This is a genomic window from Pseudoruminococcus sp. (assembly GCF_047012705.1).
Lineage (GTDB): Bacteria > Bacillota > Clostridia > Oscillospirales > Acutalibacteraceae > Pseudoruminococcus.
In genome coordinates this window covers 72,526-91,720 of the sequence record NZ_JBKXNW010000003.1, presented here as the reverse complement: position 1 = coordinate 91,720, position 19,195 = coordinate 72,526, and the positions used below count along the sequence as shown (strand labels likewise).

The window sequence follows — 19,195 nt, the reverse complement described above, 5'->3', positions numbered from 1 at the left end:
ATCCCCAATATTACAAGGAATAATAGTATAATTTTGCTTAAACATAATAATAATTATTTAAGCTCATTAAACCTATTATACCTTACACTAATATATTCAGTTTTTTTCCTGCCGGTAGAAACCATATACTCGCCGGTTCTCTGTCGGCTGATTATAATATTTTTCTTACCTGCATTAATCAATGTTTGCAACTCATCAGAATCAAGTATAACTATCTCGCCTCTTGAGAAAATATCTATTATACAAACAAGCACAATAAACATTTTCTTACCCTCAGCCAAATACCCATTTAGTTCGTCAAGTTCTTTTTCTATATCGAAAATCCAGTTATCATACAAACCGTTATTACTTATGCCACTATATTTAACATATAAAAGACATTCTTCTCTATCAATCAAAATGCTATATAAATTTCTTTTCTTACTGCTATCAATAAGTGTTGGATTGATGCCATTACTCATTAAAACAGATACGGCTGCACCATATGCAAAATCGCTTTTTTTTAATTCTGACATATCTATTACCTCACATTGAAATTGATTTATATATTATAACATATTATAATTTATTTTGCAATTATAGTTTTACTACGCTTTTATAATTTCTTGACCTAAAAAAGAAAACATGATATACTGAATTTGAATTGAATATCTTCGGACAGAACTGAGGGAAATCAGTGAAAATCTGATACAACCGCCATTACCGTATGTTTTGGTTTTCGCCAAGATTAAGTCGGGTCGCTCGCTGTCTGATTTATAAACTTATTAATACTTTCGGGCATTTGGGAGAGTACAGAGTAAGGAGTTATTAAGCATTTAGCTTGATAGCTTGTTTTCTGTGTCAATTTGCATTTTGTGAATTGGCTTTTTTGTTTTCCCTTTTCTCGAATTATTATAAAATCTTTTATAAGGGGAAAATTAAAATGAAAGCAAAGAAAATCTTATGCTCTGCTTTGGCAGCAGCTCTTGCAGTAAGCTCATTCAGCACTTTTGCATTTGCTGATGAAGAAAAACAAATGTCTGTTACAGTAAGAATTGAGGGAATCAACAAGAATCTATACTATGATACTGTTGAAGTTCCTTATACAGGTGATAATCTTACAGTTCAGAATGCTCTCATGTATGTTGATGAAAGAAATGATGATATTACTATCACAGGAGTTGAGAGTGGCTGGATAACTGCCGTTAACGACGACAAGCAAGCTACTTTCGGTGGCTGGGACGGTTGGTTATATACAGTAAACGGAGTTTCTCCGACAGATACTGTCAATAACTATAAGCTTTCTGACGGCGACAGCGTTGTTCTTTATTACGGTGACCCATACGGCGTTGGTATGCAGTATCCTGAAGTTGACGCTTCTAAAATCAGCGAAGGTATTCTTACATTTACAAGCCAAGATACAACATATGACGCGGATTATAACCCAATTATAAGCACAAACCCTGTAAAAGATGCAACTATTGAATGGGGTACAGATGGCGGCACTGTAAGCTACAAAACGGATGAAAATGGTTCTATCAACATTGAAGATAAGTATTTAACAGAAGGCAACCACTCTCTTGCTATAAGCAAGCTTAGCGAAAACGGTATTCCGCTTGTACTTCGTCTTGCGCCTGATTATGAAATTAATGTTCCTGAAAAATCCAATGAATCAAGTGTTGAAAGTTCAGAAGTAAGTCAGGAAAGTTCGGTTGAATCAAGCACAACTGAAAGTTCAAAATCAGAAGTAAGCACAGAATCTTCTGCCGAGCCAACAAGCACAGTATCTACAACATCTCAAGACGGTAAAGCACCATCAACCGGTGATTCATCAGCCATGACTGTTGTTGCTTTAACAACCGCTATGGCTTTTGCAGTAATCTTAATGACAAGAAAGAGAAACAATGAAAAATAATTTTGCGAGTAGAATAATTTCAATTATGCTTCTTGCAGTTATATTGGCAGGGATTTTTATTCCTGCCAATTTTTGCATAACGGCAGAGGCAACATCTAATGATACAGAAAGCGTCATCGACGGCATATTAAAATGGAAACATAATGGCTCGGCACAAAATCTTGCTGATGAAATAAGCGATAGTATGGGAAGTAGTATTTCCGATTGGTATGCAATTTCGCTTTCACGATATAAATATAATATCAATTTTTCAAAATGTGTCAAATCTCTTGATAAATACACAAATTCCGCTGAAAATCTTCGTGCAACCGATATGCAGAGAATTGCTATAACCTATACTGCTATGGGAAGTAAATCTGATTATATTAAAACTGCACTCAATGGTTCTATCGGTAAACTTGGAATTATGAGTTATGCCTACGGTCTTATTATGCTTGATTGCGGAGCATACTACGGCAGTATGACACGAGATGAAATCATCAACAAAATTTTGTCTATGCAATTTTCTGATGGTGGCTGGGGACTTATGCAAAATTCTGATGTCGATGTCACAGCTATGACTATTCAGGCTCTTGCAAGATATTATAAACATAGCGATGTCAAAACTGCCATTGATAAAGCCCTTAATTACCTGTCAAAAAGGCAGCAGTCTGACGGTGATTTCAAAAGCTATGGCACTTCTAATGCAGAAAGTACTGCACAGGTTTTGCTTGCATTAAGCACTATGAAAATTAACTGCAATACCGACAGCCGATTCATCAAAAATGGAAATACGGTTTATGACGGACTCTTGAAATATCATAATTCTGATGGAAGTTTTTCTCATACCTACGGCGGTGACAGCAACCAGCTTGCAACTGTTCAAGCTCTATATGCAACTATTTCACTTTGGAGATTAGAAAATGGAAAAACTGCTTTCTTTGAATTTGTCAGCAACAATATTCAAAGAGAAATCAGTACAAAACCTGAACCAAAGCCAAATAAAGATAATTCAAAGCCAAGTTCTTCAAGTTCTGTAAGCTCTAAGCCTAACAACTCAAGCAATAGTAGCACTTCAAGCTATTCTCAAACTTCTCAAATAAGCAAGCCAAGTCAAAATAGCCATACAAATTCAAGCATTTCAAGCAAAATTGAAAATTCAAAAGCTGAACTTTCAACAAACAACAAGCAAAATGTTGAAAACTCAGTTACAAGCAAATCTAAAAGTAGCGAAACTACTACCTTAGAAAGTTCAAAAGCTGAATCTATTAAAAATTCTAATATGGAAGAAATATCAGAACATAACAAAAAAAGCTCAAATCTTTCAAAATCAGAAAGTTCTGATATTGCTGAAACTCAAGCTGTAAATTATAATCTTATTATTGCTTTATGCTTATTAGGAATTTTCGTTATAATCTTTGTTGTGCTTATTATTCGTAAAAAGCTAAACAAAACGAATATTATAGTTCTTGTTGCGTTATTTGCAGTTTTAACAGGCATTTCACTTACTATAAAGATTGAAACGCCAAATCAATACTACAATGAAACTTCGGACAATAAACAAAATACCAAGACAGTAACTATATCAATCTCTTGTAAAAATGCAATCGGAAAAACTGATAATAAAAAAATCCCTGAAAATGGAATTATTCTTGATGATACAGAATTTTCAATTTCAGAGGGTGATACTGTTTTTGATGTGCTTGTTTCAGCAACGAAAAAAAATAAAATCCAAATTGATTATGATAGCTCAAACGAAACTGTATATGTAAAAGGAATAAATGGCTTATATGAATTTGATTGCGGAGAACTTTCTGGTTGGATGTATAAAGTAAATGGTGAAACACCGAACGTTGGCTGTTCGGGCTATAAGCTTAAAGACGGCGATGTAATAGAGTGGGCTTACACCGCTAATATCGGAAAGGATTTATAATGAGAGCTTTTTCAGAACACAATTCTATTGCTATTTTTGTGCATTTTATGTTGACAATAATTATAGCGATGTTTATACAAAATCCAATAATATTACTGCTTGCCTTGTTTGGCTCAATACTCTATTATGCTGTAACTTTCAGAAAAATCTCTGCAAAGACACTTATTTTTTGGATATTGCTTTTTTTACTGATTTCGCTTATAAATCCTATATTTTCGCACAAAGGCGAAACCGTTTTATTATTTATAAACGGAAAAGCTATAACCCTTGAGGCTCTTTTCTACGGCATAAATAACGGAATTATGATTCTTGCGGTTATGATTTGGTTTCTTGTTTTCTCGGAAATAATGACCTCAGATAAGGTTATGTATATCTTTGGAAAATTCAGTCCACGACTTGCACTTCTTGTATCAATGTCGCTGAGATATATTCCACTATATCGACAAAGGGCAAGTATTATCAACAATGCTCAAAAAACTATGGGCTTATATAAAGAAAGTAATATAGTCGATAATGTAAAGGGCGGTATGCGTGTAACCTCATCTTTAATAACTTGGTCGCTCGAAACTTCTGTTGATACTGCGGATTCCTTTGCTGCTCGTGGCGGTGAGTTAAAGCACAGAAATTCATTTTCGATTTTTAAATTTCGCAAAAATGATGTAGCTTTGATTATAATTTCTATCGTGCTATTTTCGGCAGTAATATCAGCACAGGCTATGGGTATTCTTTCAGTTGATTATTATTCCTCAGGGAATTTTTTAAACAAGCTTAGTTTCGAGTTTATTGCTATTGTGGCATATTCGGCATATTTCATACTATCAGTAATTCCATTCATACTTGAAATTTCAGCACGAAAATAGCTGTAATTTGACAAGTAATCTACAGAGCGGTATAATAGCAACATATTATTATTGAGGAGCGGTATAATGTCAAGGATTGAAAACTCTCCCTGTGACCCGAAATTATTAAGTCCTTTAGCCTTAGCTTTTGTTGGTGACGGAGTTTACGATTTATTTGTGCGTGAAAGGCTTGTATGCGAAGCTAATCGTCCAGTAAAAAAGCTCAACGAGGAAAAAGTTTCCATAGTAAGATGTTCTTCACAAGCAAAGCTTGTTGAAAAGCTTATGCCGATTTTGACCGAAGAAGAGCTTGATGTACTCAAAAGGGGCAGAAACGCTCATACACAACATATCCCAAAAAATGCAACATCGGCAGATTATCATTCAGCCACAGCTTTGGAAGCTTTATTAGGATATTTATATCTTGCCGGCAGAATTGAAAGAATAAGAGAATTATTAAAGAATTAAAAGTTTTAAGAAACTTATCGACTTACCTAAAACATTTTAAACTTTAAGTGAAGCCCAACATTTCTTTTTTCTTAAGCGGTGGATTTTGCCCACACTTAAAGAGCAAAGAATGTTAAGGGCGTTGCCCTTAACACCCACGAAGGACTCCGTCCCTCGACCCTGCGAGTAACTTTCACCAGCAAAGCTGGTGTAGAAAAGGCTCGAGCGAAACTTTTAATTATCTTGGGGAATTTTATCAACTTATACAAAAAACGCAGTCAGGCTAATTTAGTCCGACTGCGTTTTTATATTTCGCTAAATATTTTATTTATCACAAAGCTTTCTCAAAAGCTTATATATATTTTCTGATGAGTTACCCTTAGAATATTTCTTTATACTTGCTCTCATATCCTCTAAGATTGTATCATCTGTCAAAAGTTCAGTTATAGTATTAGTACACTCTTTACCTTTAATAAGCCTTACCGCCATATTTTTGGCTGTTAAAAACTCTACATTTTGTTCTTCTTGTCCCGGAATAGGCTTATATGCAGCTATCGGAAGGTCTGATGCTATCGCCTCAGAAACGGTTAAACCGCCAGGCTTTGTAACAATCAAATCTGAAATGTGCATATATCTTGGAATCTCTTCGGTAAAGTATAAAAGCTTAGTTGGCTTTGACGGCTTTGGCTTTCTTGGTTTTTTAATAGTTTTGAAAAGGTGTTCTTGCTCAGAATTAAATTCTGCAATAAGAGCATTTTGCAAAATTGTCTTAGACAAATATCTATCAAAGGTTTCATAAAGCTTTTCGTTTCTGCCTGTTATAAGTATAACCTGAAAATCGGGTTTTGCGTTAACAATATTATGATAGATTTTCAGAACATCAGTTACACCAAAACTTCCTGCCATAATAAGAACAGTTTTCAGGTCAGGGTCTAAGCCTTCTTCTAAAAGAATTTCTCTGCGTGAAACTTCATTATAAAATTCTTGCTTTACGGGTATTCCAAAAGGGTAGACTTTTTCTCTCGGTACTCCACGAGCCACCATATCTTCAACCATTTCTCGACTTGAAACGATATATGCGTTAACATTTTTGTTTATATATGTTTTATGTGGTGCAAAGTCTGTTATTATGCTTACTATAGGAATATCAATTTCTCCATCACCTTTGAGCATTGCTGCCATTTCTGAAGCAAAAGCATGAGTTGTAATAATAACATCAGGCTGATATTTTTCTATTATTGGCAAAAGCTTTTTGCCAATCTGTGATGTAGCAATAGTAACCGCTTTATTAAGGGAAGTATCTTTATCAGAGGTCTTGTAAATACCACCATACATCTTAGGAGTTTTTGTTGCAAGATAAACATAACCACCCGTAACAACCTTATTAAGTGTGGGACTTACAACCTGAATTGCATCTATAATATTAACCTCAGCATCGCTTTCTACACTTATAACATAGTTTTTAAGTGCATTTGCAGCACTCATATGTCCTCCGCCTGTTGTTGCGGAAAGTATCAAAATCTTCATACAGTTTCCCTCCGAAAAATTTTGTAAATTAATCAAGCAAATTATATTTGAGGTATATTATACAGCAACTCTATATTTTTTTCAATAAAAACATTTTGCAAAATCAATAATATGTTTATTTAATCTCTCCATGTTTTTCGTAATCAGTAATCTGACTTACAGCATTTTTTTTATCAACAAAGACAACTTTTGGCGTATGAGTTTTTGCTTCATCTGGAGTAAGTGTACAATATGCCATAATTATAATCTTATCACCTGTAGAAACACATCTTGCAGCCGCTCCGTTAAGACAAATTACACCTGATCCTCTTTCACCTGCTATGGTATAGGTTTCAAAGCGAGAGCCATTATTTATATCTACTATCTGAACCTTTTCATATTCAAGAATCCCTGACGCTTCAAGAAGGTCTATATCCACTGTGATACTTCCAACATAATCAAGCTCCGCCTGAGTAACTGTTGCTCTGTGGATTTTAGCTTTAAGCATCTCGATTTGCATTAGTACTTCCTCCCTGTTTTAAACGGAAAACGAAAAATTGTCTATAAGTCTTGTTTTACCTATTTTAACAGCAATAGCAACAAGAACATCGCTCTTTATTGTTTCAACATCTTGCATAGTGACTGCATCAACAACTGAAACATAATCAATCTTTGCAAGAGGTTCTGTGTTTATAACTTCTGTTATTGCATCTATAATTTTTTTACTATTGGTTTCGCCTGTTTTGATAATGTCCATACCTCTCTTAAGTGAACGGCTCAAAATAAGTGCCGCCTTTCTTTCTTCAGGATTAAGGTATGTATTTCTTGAGCTTTTAGCCAAACCGTCAGCCTCTCTTACGATAGGACAACCAACGATTTCTATATCAATATTGAAATCTCTTACCATACGCTTTATAACAGCTAATTGCTGTGCATCCTTTTGACCAAAATATGCTCTATCCGGCTTAACTATGTTAAACAGCTTGAGAACAACTGTGCATACACCTCTGAAATGAGTAGGTCTGCTCTTTCCACAAAGATTTTTTGTGATAATGTCCATATCTGCAAAAGTACAGAAATCATCATAATACATATCGCTTACATCAGGTCTGAAAATCAAATCCGCACCTGTATCTTCACAAAGCTTTGCATCACGCTCAGGGTCACGAGGATAGCTTTCCAGATCTTCTGTTGGTCCGAACTGTATAGGATTCAAAAAAATACTTACAACGGTTCTGTCATTCTGTGCGACAGACTTCGCAATTAAGCTTTGATGTCCCTCATGCAAGTAGCCCATAGTTGGCACTAAACCAACAGTTAAGCCTTCCTTACGCCATTCATTAACAATATCTCTGACTTCTTGAACAGTTTTTACTATTTTCATTTTCTATTCCTCCTATATTAAGGGGTCTAACCTTAAAACCTACGATAGATGCTTTTCTAAACTATTTATTTATAACCAATCTCTTGGCAGACAAACCTTCAACTTTAAGTTTCATAATACAAGTATGCTTTACCGCCTCTGATTCAAATTCAAACTTTTCGCCACTTGGCTTGGCATATTGATTCATTAAAAGTTTAAGTGCTTCTAACTTTTCATCATCAGCAACATATTCAATTTTACCATAGCCCATTACACTCTCATATTCAGCAACAGACTTACAAGCAATATCATATGTAAGAACAGAAAGCATATTTTCCATAACAAAGCCGACTTTATTATTTTTCTTAACCAAATCGTGCTTTCTTCCAACACCTGCGCCATGAAAATAGAGTGTAATTTCTTCGCCATCAATCTTCATTCCAAAATTCATTGGCACAACATATGGATATTCGTCAGAAAACGAAACATTGCATACTACACAGTGTTTCATAATTTCAACCATCTGCGAAAAATCTGTAATTTCTCTATCTGTTCTTCTCATAATACCACCCTTAATTAAAAGCTATGCTCATCTGTCGGAAAAGCTCCGCTCTTAACTTCATTATCATAAGCCTTAAAAGCTTCAATCATTTGCTCGCCTATATTAGCATAAGCCTTAACAAATTTAGGTTTCATTTTATCATACATAGCAAGCATATCCTGATATACAAGAACCTGTCCATCGCAATATTTGCCCGCACCGATTCCTATAACAGGTACACTCACTGCTTCTGTTATAGCCTTGCCAAGTTCTGCCGGAACACACTCTACAACAATAGCAAATACCCCTGCTTTTTCAAGAGCCTTTGCATCATCTATAAGCTTTTGTGCAGCTTCATTTGTCTTTCCCTGAACCTTAAATCCTCCAAAAGCATTGACAGATTGTGGAGTAAGACCGATATGTCCCATAACAGGAATTGAAGCTTTAACTATTGCAGAAATATGCTCTGCAAATTCTACTCCGCCTTCTAATTTAACAGCACCTGCTCTGCCCTCTTTCATAAGTCTACCGGCATTGACAACAGCGTCATAAACGCTTGTCTGATATGACATAAAAGGCATATCTGTAACAACAAGGGTATTTTTTGCACCTCTTGCAACAGCCTTACTATGATGAATCATATCTTCCATAGTAACAGAAATAGTATCTTCATATCCAAGCATAACCATACCGAGAGAATCACCGACAAGTATTGCATTGATTCCTGCGGAATCTACAAGACTTGCAGTAGTATAATCGTATGCTGTTAACATACTGAGCTTTTCTCCCTTTTGTTTTGCATTTTTAAAGGTTACTGCTGTATTTTTCATAAATTAAATTCCTCCGATTCTTTCCAAAATATAGTGAAAGTCCGATTTTTTTCATAGACATATTTTTGAATAACGCAAAAGTCCTGTTTCAATAAGAATATAGGCTTTTACCCAAAATAGTCTTACGACGCTATTATATCATATTGCAAGCTAAAAGTGAACTGTTATTTTATTTTCGTCATTATTCCTATATCGCATAATATACTGCTTGACTTTATATGTTTTTTGAAATATAATATATTTAAAATTAAAAATATTAAGAAGGAACTCATATATCAAACACAAGTAAAAAAGCACATTCAAGTATTATAATATATTTGTTTTTGCTATAGTGGCAACTATAGCTACACTTATTCTTGTAGGATATGTGAATTATTCTAAGGGGAAATTGCATTAGAATCTACTGCATATCAGATAAGATACGACAATGAATTAAGATAGTGCGCTAAATATACTGTTAATAGGAAAATTATACATCATTCATAAATGGAGATAATTCTCATATTTCTACAGGAGAAGTAATAACCGTATATTATGATGCGAATAATCCAAATAAATTATGGCGTGATTCCGATAAGAGTAATGTTAATATTGCAATATCAAAATCCTTATAAGGATGAATACCAGAACCCTTATGAAATAATATTGAAAACAACAATAACTATAAATTTTAAAAGTATTGAGGAGAATTAATATGTCGATTGATTTTAAAGATTCAAACACAAAAGGTATAATACTATTTATAATCGCTTCATTAGTGATTATAGCTATTGCCTTTTTTTCAACTGCTGACTATTCCAAAGGACGAATGCCAGTAGAAGCTACTATAATTGCCAAAGAAAGACGTGACAAGAGCGTAAGATGGTATGCTATATATACTGTTGACGGAAAAACCTATAAATCATTTGTAAATGGAAATGGCGATGACATTTACATTGGAAGAAAATTAACTTTATATTATGATGAAAACAATCCCAGCATAGTATATCATAGCACTGAAAAAGGCAGAGCTATTTTTGTAAGATGCTTATTTATAAGCTTTCCTGTAATAATACTAACTGTAGCTTTTATCACTTCTAAAACATCAAAGAAAAAACGACAACAATTAGAAGAAAGCGGAGAATTACAGCAATATCAAAATCCATATGAAGATGAATACCAAAACCCTTATGAAAATAATAATGAACAAAGTAATAGCAGCCATATTTATAATGATATAAATAAATTCTAATTGGCAAAAATTTTATGAGAAAATTTAAAAACATAATAGTTTTAATATTCTCTGATATTCTCTGCCTTTATAGATAAGTGGAGAATCTTTTTAATGGAAATAACAAAAATTTTATTTAGGAGAAATTTATTATGAAAAAATCTAAAACCATACTTGAAATGCTATTAATTGATATATTCTTTGGATTTATAATAATAACCGGTTTTATTGCAGTTTATAATGGTACTACTCAAAAGCTTGAGAAAGACGGATATAGACCCATAGAGGCAACATATGCTTATAGTGATTATGTTATGAATAAAAATAATGAACTTGAGAAAGCGTATTTTCTTACATATAATATCAATGGAACAAGCTATACTTCATATGTTATAGGAAATGCTTATGGTATAGATAATGTTGGCAGCAAATATACAATATATTATAATCCGACTAATCCTTCGGAAATTGCTTGTCCTAATCCAACAGGATCAAGGATTCTTATCTTTATTATTTTATCTTTAGTTTCTGTTATAATTATTATTGTAAATATCAAACGATTTTTGAAAATTTCAAAAAATAAAAAATATGACTATTAAACACTTTTTTCTAAATACGATAAACCGCAAAAGCTGATACTTGATATTGCCTCAGAAATATGGTAAAATAGGTAATATATATTGGGAAATATCGCTTTGTAATATTTCACGAAATCAATTTATTCTCGGAGGTTTATCTATATGTCAGGACATTCAAAATGGAGTACCATCAAAAGAAAAAAAGAAAAGACTGATGGTGCAAGAGCAAAAGTATTCACTAAAATAGGTCGTGAACTGGCTGTTGCGGTTCGTGAGGGCGGAAGCGCTGACCCAAATGTAAACTCAAAGCTTAAAGATTGCATCGCTAAGGCTAAAGCTAATAATGTTCCTAATGAAAACATTGAGCGTATCATCAAGAAGGCTGCCGGCGAGGGCGATTCAAATAACTACGAATCAATCACATATGAAGGCTACGGTCCAAGTGGTGTTGCACTTATTGTTGAAACACTTACCGATAACCGTAACAGAACAGCAGGCGACCTCCGTCATTACTTCGATAAATTCGGCGGAAACATGGGCACTCCCGGCTGCGTTTCCTTTATGTTCTCTAAGAAAGGTGTTATCCTTATTGAGAGTGAAGGTCTTGAAGAAGATACTGTTATGGAAGACGCACTTGACGCAGGCGCGGCTGATTTTTCCGCAGAAGACGGTGTATTTGAGATTCAGACAGAACCTGACGATTTCAGTGCAGTAAGAGATGCTCTTGAAGGCAAAGGATATACATTTGTTTCAGCTGAAGTTGAAATGGTTCCAAGCACATACACAAAGCTTACTGATGAAGAAGCTATCACAAAGATGCAAAGACTTCTTGATGTTCTTGAAGACAACGATGATGTTCAGAATGTTTTCCATAACTGGGAATATGACGAACCAGAGGAAGATGACTAATCACCTTTTAAAAATATTATGCTAAACATACGAATGGCATTAGAATTTATATTCTAATGCCATTTTTATTTATTCACAAACAAAAGTTTTTTCATTATCTTAAAAACAATATCTTTGTAGTAATATCAAATATAGTTATTTCTTTATTAAAAATTTTAAGATAAATAATTTTTTTATAAGAGTAAAAGTGATTATATTTACGCATATGTATATTTATAAGTGATTTTGTAATTTTTAGTCAAAATATAACAAAATTCGACAAAGTTATAGTATAATACATACAGGGAGGTGTGTTATACTATGACGAAAAAAATTATAGTAACGCTTTTGAGTTTACTATTCTTAACTTACCCTTTAATAAATTTTATAAGCATCTCTGCGAAAACTGATTATCAAAATTATCTTTTAAGTGGTTTTTCTTATGGATTTTATAGAATTATCAATGATAACAAAACTACTTGCACCTCTATTACAAGTCAAGGTGAGGAAACTACAATATTCTGCAAAAGTGATTATGAAATTTCAAAGGCTGTAACTTCACAATCCTATCTATATATACTATCTCATTCCGATGAAAACAACGCCATATTTACATTATTACGAAACGGTTCTGTCGACGCATCATATATTCCTGAGGATAATGTTATTCCATCAAGCTTTACAGCAAATGATAATTATATATATTTTATAGGTAATGACGGAAACTACACTATTTCTATCAAAAGAAATACTCTTGATACTACTACAACTTTCTTTTCAGAAAGTGTAAAAAAGCTATTTTGTTATAATGAAAAAATTTATGCTGTTACTACCGATTCTCTATATTGCCTTGATAATCCAAATACTGCTATTAGATGCGATATTCCCTCTTTTAATAATCTAGAGCCTGTTTTCTATGGAAATATCTTTATAGATACAAACGGTACAGTATATTCTTTTAATCCTGAAAGTGGTTTTAAATATATAAAAACGCTTAACTACAAAAAAGCATTTATACTAAATGATGTTTATTATGGTGTAAGTGGAAATACAATAAATAAGCTATCTGAAAATGGTTCAATAGTAAGTAAATATAGCTTTTCGGGAAATATTGATGACATTGCTGTGAATGGAAATAAAATTGCCCTGCTTAGTTCTAAAAATGTAAAGCTTATTGCTGAAAAAGATTTTATACCAATAGAAAACTCAAAAACTGAAAGTTCTAATCCAATATCAAAACCAAGCTTTAATGGTTTTACTGATTATAAAACAGACGGAAACTATATAATAGTTCCACAAGGCACAACTATCGCTATACTGAAAAAGCATATAAACTCTGCGAAAAATTCAAGTCTTATATTTTATGACAATAAAAACAAGAAAACATCTTCTGGTAATCTCGGAACAGGATTTTCGCTTGAATATTATGAAAATCTCTCGTTGAAATCTAAATACATAATTATAGTTATGGGCGATGTAACCGGCGAGGGTTCTGTTAATACTGGTGACAAAAGAAGATTAACAGATTATCTACTTGGAAAACTTGAATTAACTACTCCACAAAAATATGCAGCCGACTTAGATAAAAGCAATGTAATAGATTCGCTTGATTTATTACTACTTAATCGCCTTATATCTTAATAAATTACATAAGGTTTATATAACAACCTTGTGTAATTTATTTTATGAAATAATAAAACATTTACTTGATTTATTTTTTATTATAGGTATTGACAAGTCGATTTTCGAGCATTATAATATAGTCATCATATGAACAGTTGCTCATATGTTTAAAGAATGAATTAGGAGTGTGTTCCCCTATGGATAATAACGAAATAAATAAAAACTTTGAGGAATGTGTTTCTTGCAACGATAAGGATACTTGCGAAGAAGTTTGTATTCACACTGATGCCGTTGTAAGGGCAAAAAATAATACGCCTGACCTCGATATTTTATTCTCTCTTGCAGAACTTTTTAAAATGTTTGGCGATACTACAAGAATCAGAATTATGTGTGCTTTATTTGAAAACGAACTTTGTGTATGCGATATTGCTGAGGTTCTTGGTATGGGACAATCGGCTGTTTCACATCAGCTAAGATTGTTAAGAACTGCTAATCTTGTAAAAGTAAGGCGTGACGGTAAATCATCTTTTTATTCACTTGATGATGAGCATATACAGAAAATTTATGAGCTTGGTTTAGAACACATCTTAGAAAAAAGAAAGGGAAATTGATTATGAGTACAACAAGGAAATATACCCTTGAAGGTCTGGATTGTGCAAACTGTGCTATGAAAATCGAGGAAGCTATTGCAAAACTAAATGGCGTTGAGAATGTTTCTATTGTTTTTGCAACAAAAACGCTTTCTCTTAAAAGCATTCTTGATGAACACGAGCTTTTTAACACAATTAAAAAAACAATAGATTCTGTTGAGGATGGCGTTACTCTTATAGAAAAAACTAAATCTCATCACGAACACCATCACGATGATGATGAACATTGTGGTTGCGGGCACGAACATCATGAACATAACCATTCACATGGCAAAACAAGAAAATATACTTTGCAGGACCTCGATTGTGCTCATTGTGCTATGAAAATTGAGGAAGCTATTGCAGGCCTCGACGGCGTTGATAATGTTATTGTTACATTTGCAACAAAAACTCTCGCACTTGAAAGTAATCTTGAGGAAAAGGAACTTTTCGACACCCTTCAAAAAACAATAGATTCTGTTGAAGACGGTGTTACTCTTATTGAGCAGAAAACAAAAAATAAACATTCACATGGCAAAACAAGAAAATATACTTTGCAGGACCTCGATTGTGCTAATTGTGCTATGAAAATTGAAGAAGCTATCGCAGGTCTCGACGGCGTTGATAATGTTATTGTTACATTTGCAACAAAAACTCTTGCACTTGAAAGTAGTCTTGATGAAAAGGAACTTTTTGACACCCTCCAAAAGACAATAGATTCTGTTGAGGACGGCGTTACTCTTATTGAGCAGAAAGATAACAAAAAAATCCATTCGGAGAAAAAATCTTTTAACAAGGATAAAATGATACTCATTGAAACCGGTATTGCAATCATTTTAACAGCAATAGGTCTTGCAGTTTCTGCTTTTATTTCACCTGAATGGATTGGAAAAATTATAATTGCTGTCGGTGTATGCTTCTCCGGATATCGTGTTGTAATAAAAGGTCTGAAAACTCTTGTCAAACTAAGACTTGACGAAAATGTACTTATGATGATTGCTGTTGTCGCTTCATGTATACTTGGCGAATTTTTTGAGGCTGCCGCCGTTACAATTCTTTTCAACATCGGCGAATATATTGAAGATAAGGCTGTCAACAAGTCAAGAAAAGGTATTGAAGCACTTTCTATGATTCGTCCTGATAAGGCACATTTACTTAAATCTGATGGAACTACCCTTACAATAGACGCTGAAGAAATTGAGCCTGACGATACGATTATTGTAAATCCATATGAGCGTATTCCTCTTGACGGTGTTATAATTGATGGTGAAAGTTCTCTCGATACTTCCGCGCTCACCGGAGAAAGTGTTCCAAGAAATGTTGCAAAAAATTCAGATGTTATGTCTGGTATGATGAATCTTGAAGGCGTTCTTACTATAAAAGTAACAAACTCTTGTGAAAATTCTGCGGCATCTCGTATTCTTAAACTTGTTGAGGAAAGTTCCGCACAAAAGGGCAATTCGGAAAAATTCATAAGCCGTTTTGCAAAGGTTTATACTCCGATAGTATTTTTGATGGCGTTGGTTCTTGCTATAGTTCCTCCACTTATCGGTTTAGGTGATTTCACAACATTTATAAATCGTGCATTAGTATTCCTGGTTGCATCTTGCCCTTGTGCATTGGTTATCAGTGTTCCGCTCGGTTTCTACTCCGGCATAGGTTCGGCATCTAAAAATGGCGTTCTTATAAAAGGTGGTAAATTTATTGAGGCTATTTCTAAAGTAAATACTGTTGCTTTCGATAAAACCGGAACTCTTACAAAGGGTGAACTTGCTGTTGCCAATGTAAAACTTCTTGGCAAAATGTCTGAAGATGAAGTTCTTTCTATTGCGGCTTCTGCTGAAGAATACTCCTCTCACCCATCGGCTCTTGCTATCAAAAAAGCTGCCGAAAAACTTCCTAAGGTTACGCTTACTGACCACAAAGAAATTGCCGGTAAGGGCGTTTCTGCACAATATAACGGCAAGGCTGTTCTCTGCGGAAACAGAAAACTCTTTAATGACAGTAACCTAAAGAGCGGTATAATATATCTATCTGTTGATGGAAAAATTGTCGGCGAAATTGAAACAAGTGATGAAATCCGTGAGGATACAAAGGCTACACTTGATAATCTAAAATCTTTGGGCATTGAACATATAGTTATGCTCACAGGTGACGGTGAAATTGCCGCAAAGAAAATTGCTGATGAGTGTGGTTTAAGTGAATTCAAACATTCCCTTATGCCTGAAGAAAAAGCCGAAACTGTTAAAGAGCTTCAAAAGAACGGTAAGGTTATCTTCGTTGGTGACGGAATAAACGACGCGCCTGTACTCGCTGCTGCTGACTGCGGATTCGCTATGGGACTTGGTAGCGATGCCGCTATTGAATCTGCGGACGCTGTTCTGACAAGCGGCACTCTTGCAAAGTTGCCTACTGCAATTAAAATAAGTAGAAGCGCTATGAAAACTGTTCGCTTTAATATTGCATTTGCACTTGCACTTAAAGCTATTGTTCTTATACTTGCTGCATTTGGATATGCGCCGATGTGGATTGCTGTTATAGCTGATACCGGACTTTCCGTTCTTACAGTTCTCAATGCTGCAAGACTTTTAAGAAAAAAATATTAAAGAATTTATGAATTATAAATAACAAATCAAAAGGACAGCACCATTTTGGGTGTTGTCCTTTTTTTCTCACCTCCAATAGAAACCTTACAGGTTCAAAGGGAACAAAACACATTTCTGAGTCTAAAACCTGAAAGCACTATGTAGAATTGATATAAACACACATAAAATTGACAGTCAATATTATTTATTTTAATTGAGCTAAAATGTTGATTTTTGTCTTAGTTTGTGATACAATACTTTTGTAGACGCAAGTCAAGTGTACGCATGTTTATAAATTATAGGATATAAGAGACTAAAATTTACATTTTAAAGTAGCTGAACTTAAAGTTATGATTATGATTTCTTCGGGAATATAGGGAGATTCATTCAACCGATTGCATCTTCAACTACTTCTCTAAGGTGTATCGGCTCTAAACCGTTCTTATTGCATAATTCTACAAGTTTTTCTGCTTTATTCCTATCAAGAAAAATATCTGATATGGAAATAAGAATTACATTTGTTGCTCTAAGATAAACTGATATTCCATAAGCAATATAGCTTCCTAATTCGCTATTTCGCAAATTTTCCTCTACAACCTTATATATGAACATTTTAATCTCCCTTTTCAGCTTTATTCGCTGTCCTATGGCACTATTATATCACACAACCATACAGCTAATTATCGCTTGTGAAATCGACGTAATCTTCATTGAATCAAGCGTTACTTGACAAAACGTATGATTTATCATAAGAAAGGGTTTGAATTATATGAATATTGCAATATGTGATGACAATCTTTTAGACAGAGAACTAATTATAGACTTATTTGAATACTATTTCTTGAATAAATCTATTGCTTATAACATAGACCAATACGAAAGCGGAAATAATCTTATATACGAAATCGAAGACGGACATCCCTATGATATAATAATCCTTGATATTTTTATGGGAAAAATTTTAGGAATTGAAGTTGCAAAAAAATTAAGACAGCTTAAATTTAACGGTGGAATTATTTTCCTCACTGCAAGCTCTGATTTTGCAGTTGACAGCTATGATGTAAATGCAGATGGATATATACTAAAACCTATCTCATATGATAAACTTAAAAATTCTATTGACAGAATTACAAAAAATTTTAGTACAAGCAGTTACCGTGTAAGGCATAGAAGTAATTTTTTGCTTATACCGTATAGTGAAATTACTTATATTGAAAGTAATAATTCAAAATGTATTTTACACAGAAATAACGGTGAAAGCTATAACATATATAAAAAGCTTGGAGAAATTGAAGCCGAACTTAATGATTCCCGTTTTTTGAGAAGTCATCAGAGCTATCTTGTTAATATGGATTATATAATTGAGGCCGGAAATCAATTTCATCTCTCTACCGGAGATTCTGTTCTTATAAGACAACGACAACTAAAAGATATTCGTTCAATATATCTTAAATATAACGAAAAGCATAACTCTCATATATCTTCGGTTTCCCAATAATTTAATTACTTAAAATTATTTTAGGCTTTAATATAAATACATAAGTGAAGGGGATTGTTTTTATGACTTTAGAGGCATTTTATCAACAAATAGGTAGTAATTATGAAAATGTTTTAAAAAGATTACTAAGTGAAAAACGCATAGTAAATTTTGTAATTCGTTTTTTAGAAGATGATAGCTTTGATAAACTATGTCAATCTCTTGATAATATGGATTATGATACTGCCTTTAATTACGCTCATAATTTAAAGGGGCTTGCTCAAAATCTTGGCTTTGAAAATCTGGCGAAGTCTGCTGGAAAAATCAGCGATATTTTGCGTTCTGATAATAAAAATATTTTAAAAACATCACATAAGCTTATTAATGATTTAATTTCTGACTATAATGATGTTAAAGCGGCTATCATAGAACTAAAGAAAAAATATGAGCCATAATATTACAGTTTATAAGAAAGAATTATTAAAAAAACATTCCTTTTATAAAACTACCAATAATATAAAAAATCACACAAATACAACTCTCAAACCCCTCTATATTTAGGGGTTTGCAATAAAAATACTGTACTTCACCCCCGTCATTAGCTTTCAATATAAAATATATTTAGAAAAGGTTTGAATTAATTTTTTGTTTTATATAGTTTTTAGTATAAATAATAATTTAAGGCAATCCATAAATGGACTGCCTTTTCTTAATTATTATTTAAAGCTAATAAAAAAATTCTCACAGAACAAATTCTGTGAGAATTTTTTATTTTAAACTTATTTAACTGCTACTGTAAAACTCTTAGTAACATAATCACCTGTTGAATCAAATACTCTTACTGCATATTGATATGTGCCTACCTTAGTTGGC

At 33.4% G+C, this 19,195-nt stretch carries 19 protein-coding genes; 12 read left to right on the top strand and 7 right to left on the bottom strand.

The annotated features are described in order from the left end of the window. Positions 1-53: 53 nt before the first annotated feature. On the bottom strand, positions 54-515 hold the full coding sequence (locus ACLU24_RS03845; protein WP_412610452.1) for a hypothetical protein: 462 nt from the start codon (positions 513-515) through the stop codon (positions 54-56). 407 nt (positions 516-922) lie between these two features. Here ACLU24_RS03845 and ACLU24_RS03840 point away from each other — a divergent pair, with 407 nt between their 5' ends. The 4 genes from ACLU24_RS03840 (at position 923) to ACLU24_RS03825 (ending at position 5,113) form a co-directional block, all read left to right on the top strand. Beyond that, positions 923-1,894, top strand: a complete 972-nt coding sequence (locus tag ACLU24_RS03840; RefSeq protein WP_412610451.1) for a DUF4430 domain-containing protein — start codon at positions 923-925, stop codon at positions 1,892-1,894. Further along, positions 1,884-3,806, top strand: coding sequence for a DUF4430 domain-containing protein (locus tag ACLU24_RS03835; RefSeq protein WP_412610449.1), 1,923 nt, complete (start codon positions 1,884-1,886; stop codon positions 3,804-3,806). Before ACLU24_RS03840 ends, ACLU24_RS03835 begins: the two co-directional genes overlap by 11 nt. Continuing rightward, complete coding sequence (locus tag ACLU24_RS03830) at positions 3,806-4,666, top strand: energy-coupling factor transporter transmembrane component T (RefSeq protein WP_412610448.1); 861 nt, start codon at positions 3,806-3,808, stop codon at positions 4,664-4,666. The genes ACLU24_RS03835 and ACLU24_RS03830 overlap by 1 nt, the downstream gene beginning before the upstream one ends. A gap of 66 nt (positions 4,667-4,732) precedes the next feature. Then, positions 4,733-5,113 carry a Mini-ribonuclease 3 gene (locus ACLU24_RS03825; protein ID WP_412610447.1) on the top strand — a complete coding sequence of 127 codons (381 nt, stop codon included), beginning with the start codon at positions 4,733-4,735 and terminating at the stop codon, positions 5,111-5,113. Positions 5,114-5,416: 303 nt separating this feature from the next. Here ACLU24_RS03825 and ACLU24_RS03820 read toward each other — a convergent pair whose 3' ends face one another. From ACLU24_RS03820 to panB, 5 genes are all read right to left on the bottom strand, one after another. Further along, positions 5,417-6,619 carry an MGDG synthase family glycosyltransferase gene (locus ACLU24_RS03820; RefSeq protein WP_412610445.1) on the bottom strand — a complete coding sequence of 401 codons (1,203 nt, stop codon included), beginning with the start codon at positions 6,617-6,619 and terminating at the stop codon, positions 5,417-5,419. A gap of 115 nt (positions 6,620-6,734) precedes the next feature. Further along, entirely contained in the window at positions 6,735-7,118 is a 384-nt protein-coding gene (gene panD / locus ACLU24_RS03815) for an aspartate 1-decarboxylase (RefSeq protein WP_412610444.1), read from the bottom strand. A gap of 18 nt (positions 7,119-7,136) precedes the next feature. Further along, complete coding sequence (gene panC, locus ACLU24_RS03810) at positions 7,137-7,982, bottom strand: pantoate--beta-alanine ligase (protein WP_412610442.1); 846 nt, start codon at positions 7,980-7,982, stop codon at positions 7,137-7,139. Between the two features lie 61 nt (positions 7,983-8,043). Continuing rightward, on the bottom strand, positions 8,044-8,523 hold the full coding sequence (locus tag ACLU24_RS03805; protein ID WP_412610441.1) for a pyridoxamine 5'-phosphate oxidase family protein: 480 nt from the start codon (positions 8,521-8,523) through the stop codon (positions 8,044-8,046). 14 nt (positions 8,524-8,537) lie between these two features. After that, on the bottom strand, positions 8,538-9,332 hold the full coding sequence (gene panB / locus ACLU24_RS03800) for a 3-methyl-2-oxobutanoate hydroxymethyltransferase (protein ID WP_412610439.1): 795 nt from the start codon (positions 9,330-9,332) through the stop codon (positions 8,538-8,540). Positions 9,333-10,026: 694 nt separating this feature from the next. Between panB and ACLU24_RS03795 the strand changes: the two genes are divergently transcribed. The 6 genes from ACLU24_RS03795 to ACLU24_RS03770 all read left to right on the top strand — a co-directional run bounded on the left by ACLU24_RS03795 (position 10,027) and on the right by ACLU24_RS03770 (position 16,866). Continuing rightward, complete coding sequence (locus ACLU24_RS03795; RefSeq protein ID WP_412610438.1) at positions 10,027-10,563, top strand: DUF3592 domain-containing protein; 537 nt, start codon at positions 10,027-10,029, stop codon at positions 10,561-10,563. A gap of 131 nt (positions 10,564-10,694) precedes the next feature. After that, complete coding sequence (locus tag ACLU24_RS03790; RefSeq protein WP_412610437.1) at positions 10,695-11,141, top strand: hypothetical protein; 447 nt, start codon at positions 10,695-10,697, stop codon at positions 11,139-11,141. 141 nt (positions 11,142-11,282) lie between these two features. After that, on the top strand, positions 11,283-12,029 hold the full coding sequence (locus tag ACLU24_RS03785) for a YebC/PmpR family DNA-binding transcriptional regulator (protein ID WP_412610436.1): 747 nt from the start codon (positions 11,283-11,285) through the stop codon (positions 12,027-12,029). A gap of 300 nt (positions 12,030-12,329) precedes the next feature. Beyond that, positions 12,330-13,649 carry a dockerin type I repeat-containing protein gene (locus tag ACLU24_RS03780; RefSeq protein ID WP_412610435.1) on the top strand — a complete coding sequence of 440 codons (1,320 nt, stop codon included), beginning with the start codon at positions 12,330-12,332 and terminating at the stop codon, positions 13,647-13,649. Positions 13,650-13,828: 179 nt separating this feature from the next. Then, entirely contained in the window at positions 13,829-14,242 is a 414-nt protein-coding gene (locus tag ACLU24_RS03775) for an ArsR/SmtB family transcription factor (protein ID WP_412610434.1), read from the top strand. A 2-nt stretch (positions 14,243-14,244) separates the two neighbouring features. Then, positions 14,245-16,866 carry a heavy metal translocating P-type ATPase gene (locus ACLU24_RS03770; protein WP_412610433.1) on the top strand — a complete coding sequence of 874 codons (2,622 nt, stop codon included), beginning with the start codon at positions 14,245-14,247 and terminating at the stop codon, positions 16,864-16,866. Between the two features lie 366 nt (positions 16,867-17,232). Here the strand turns inward: ACLU24_RS03770 and ACLU24_RS03765 are convergent, their stop codons facing one another. Then, complete coding sequence (locus ACLU24_RS03765) at positions 17,233-17,457, bottom strand: DUF6514 family protein (RefSeq protein ID WP_412610432.1); 225 nt, start codon at positions 17,455-17,457, stop codon at positions 17,233-17,235. 157 nt (positions 17,458-17,614) lie between these two features. Between ACLU24_RS03765 and ACLU24_RS03760 the strand changes: the two genes are divergently transcribed. Both ACLU24_RS03760 and ACLU24_RS03755 read left to right on the top strand, forming a co-directional pair. Beyond that, complete coding sequence (locus ACLU24_RS03760; protein WP_412610431.1) at positions 17,615-18,343, top strand: LytR/AlgR family response regulator transcription factor; 729 nt, start codon at positions 17,615-17,617, stop codon at positions 18,341-18,343. A 62-nt stretch (positions 18,344-18,405) separates the two neighbouring features. Next, positions 18,406-18,777 carry an Hpt domain-containing protein gene (locus tag ACLU24_RS03755; protein WP_412610430.1) on the top strand — a complete coding sequence of 124 codons (372 nt, stop codon included), beginning with the start codon at positions 18,406-18,408 and terminating at the stop codon, positions 18,775-18,777. The last annotated feature ends 418 nt before the right edge of the window (positions 18,778-19,195 follow it).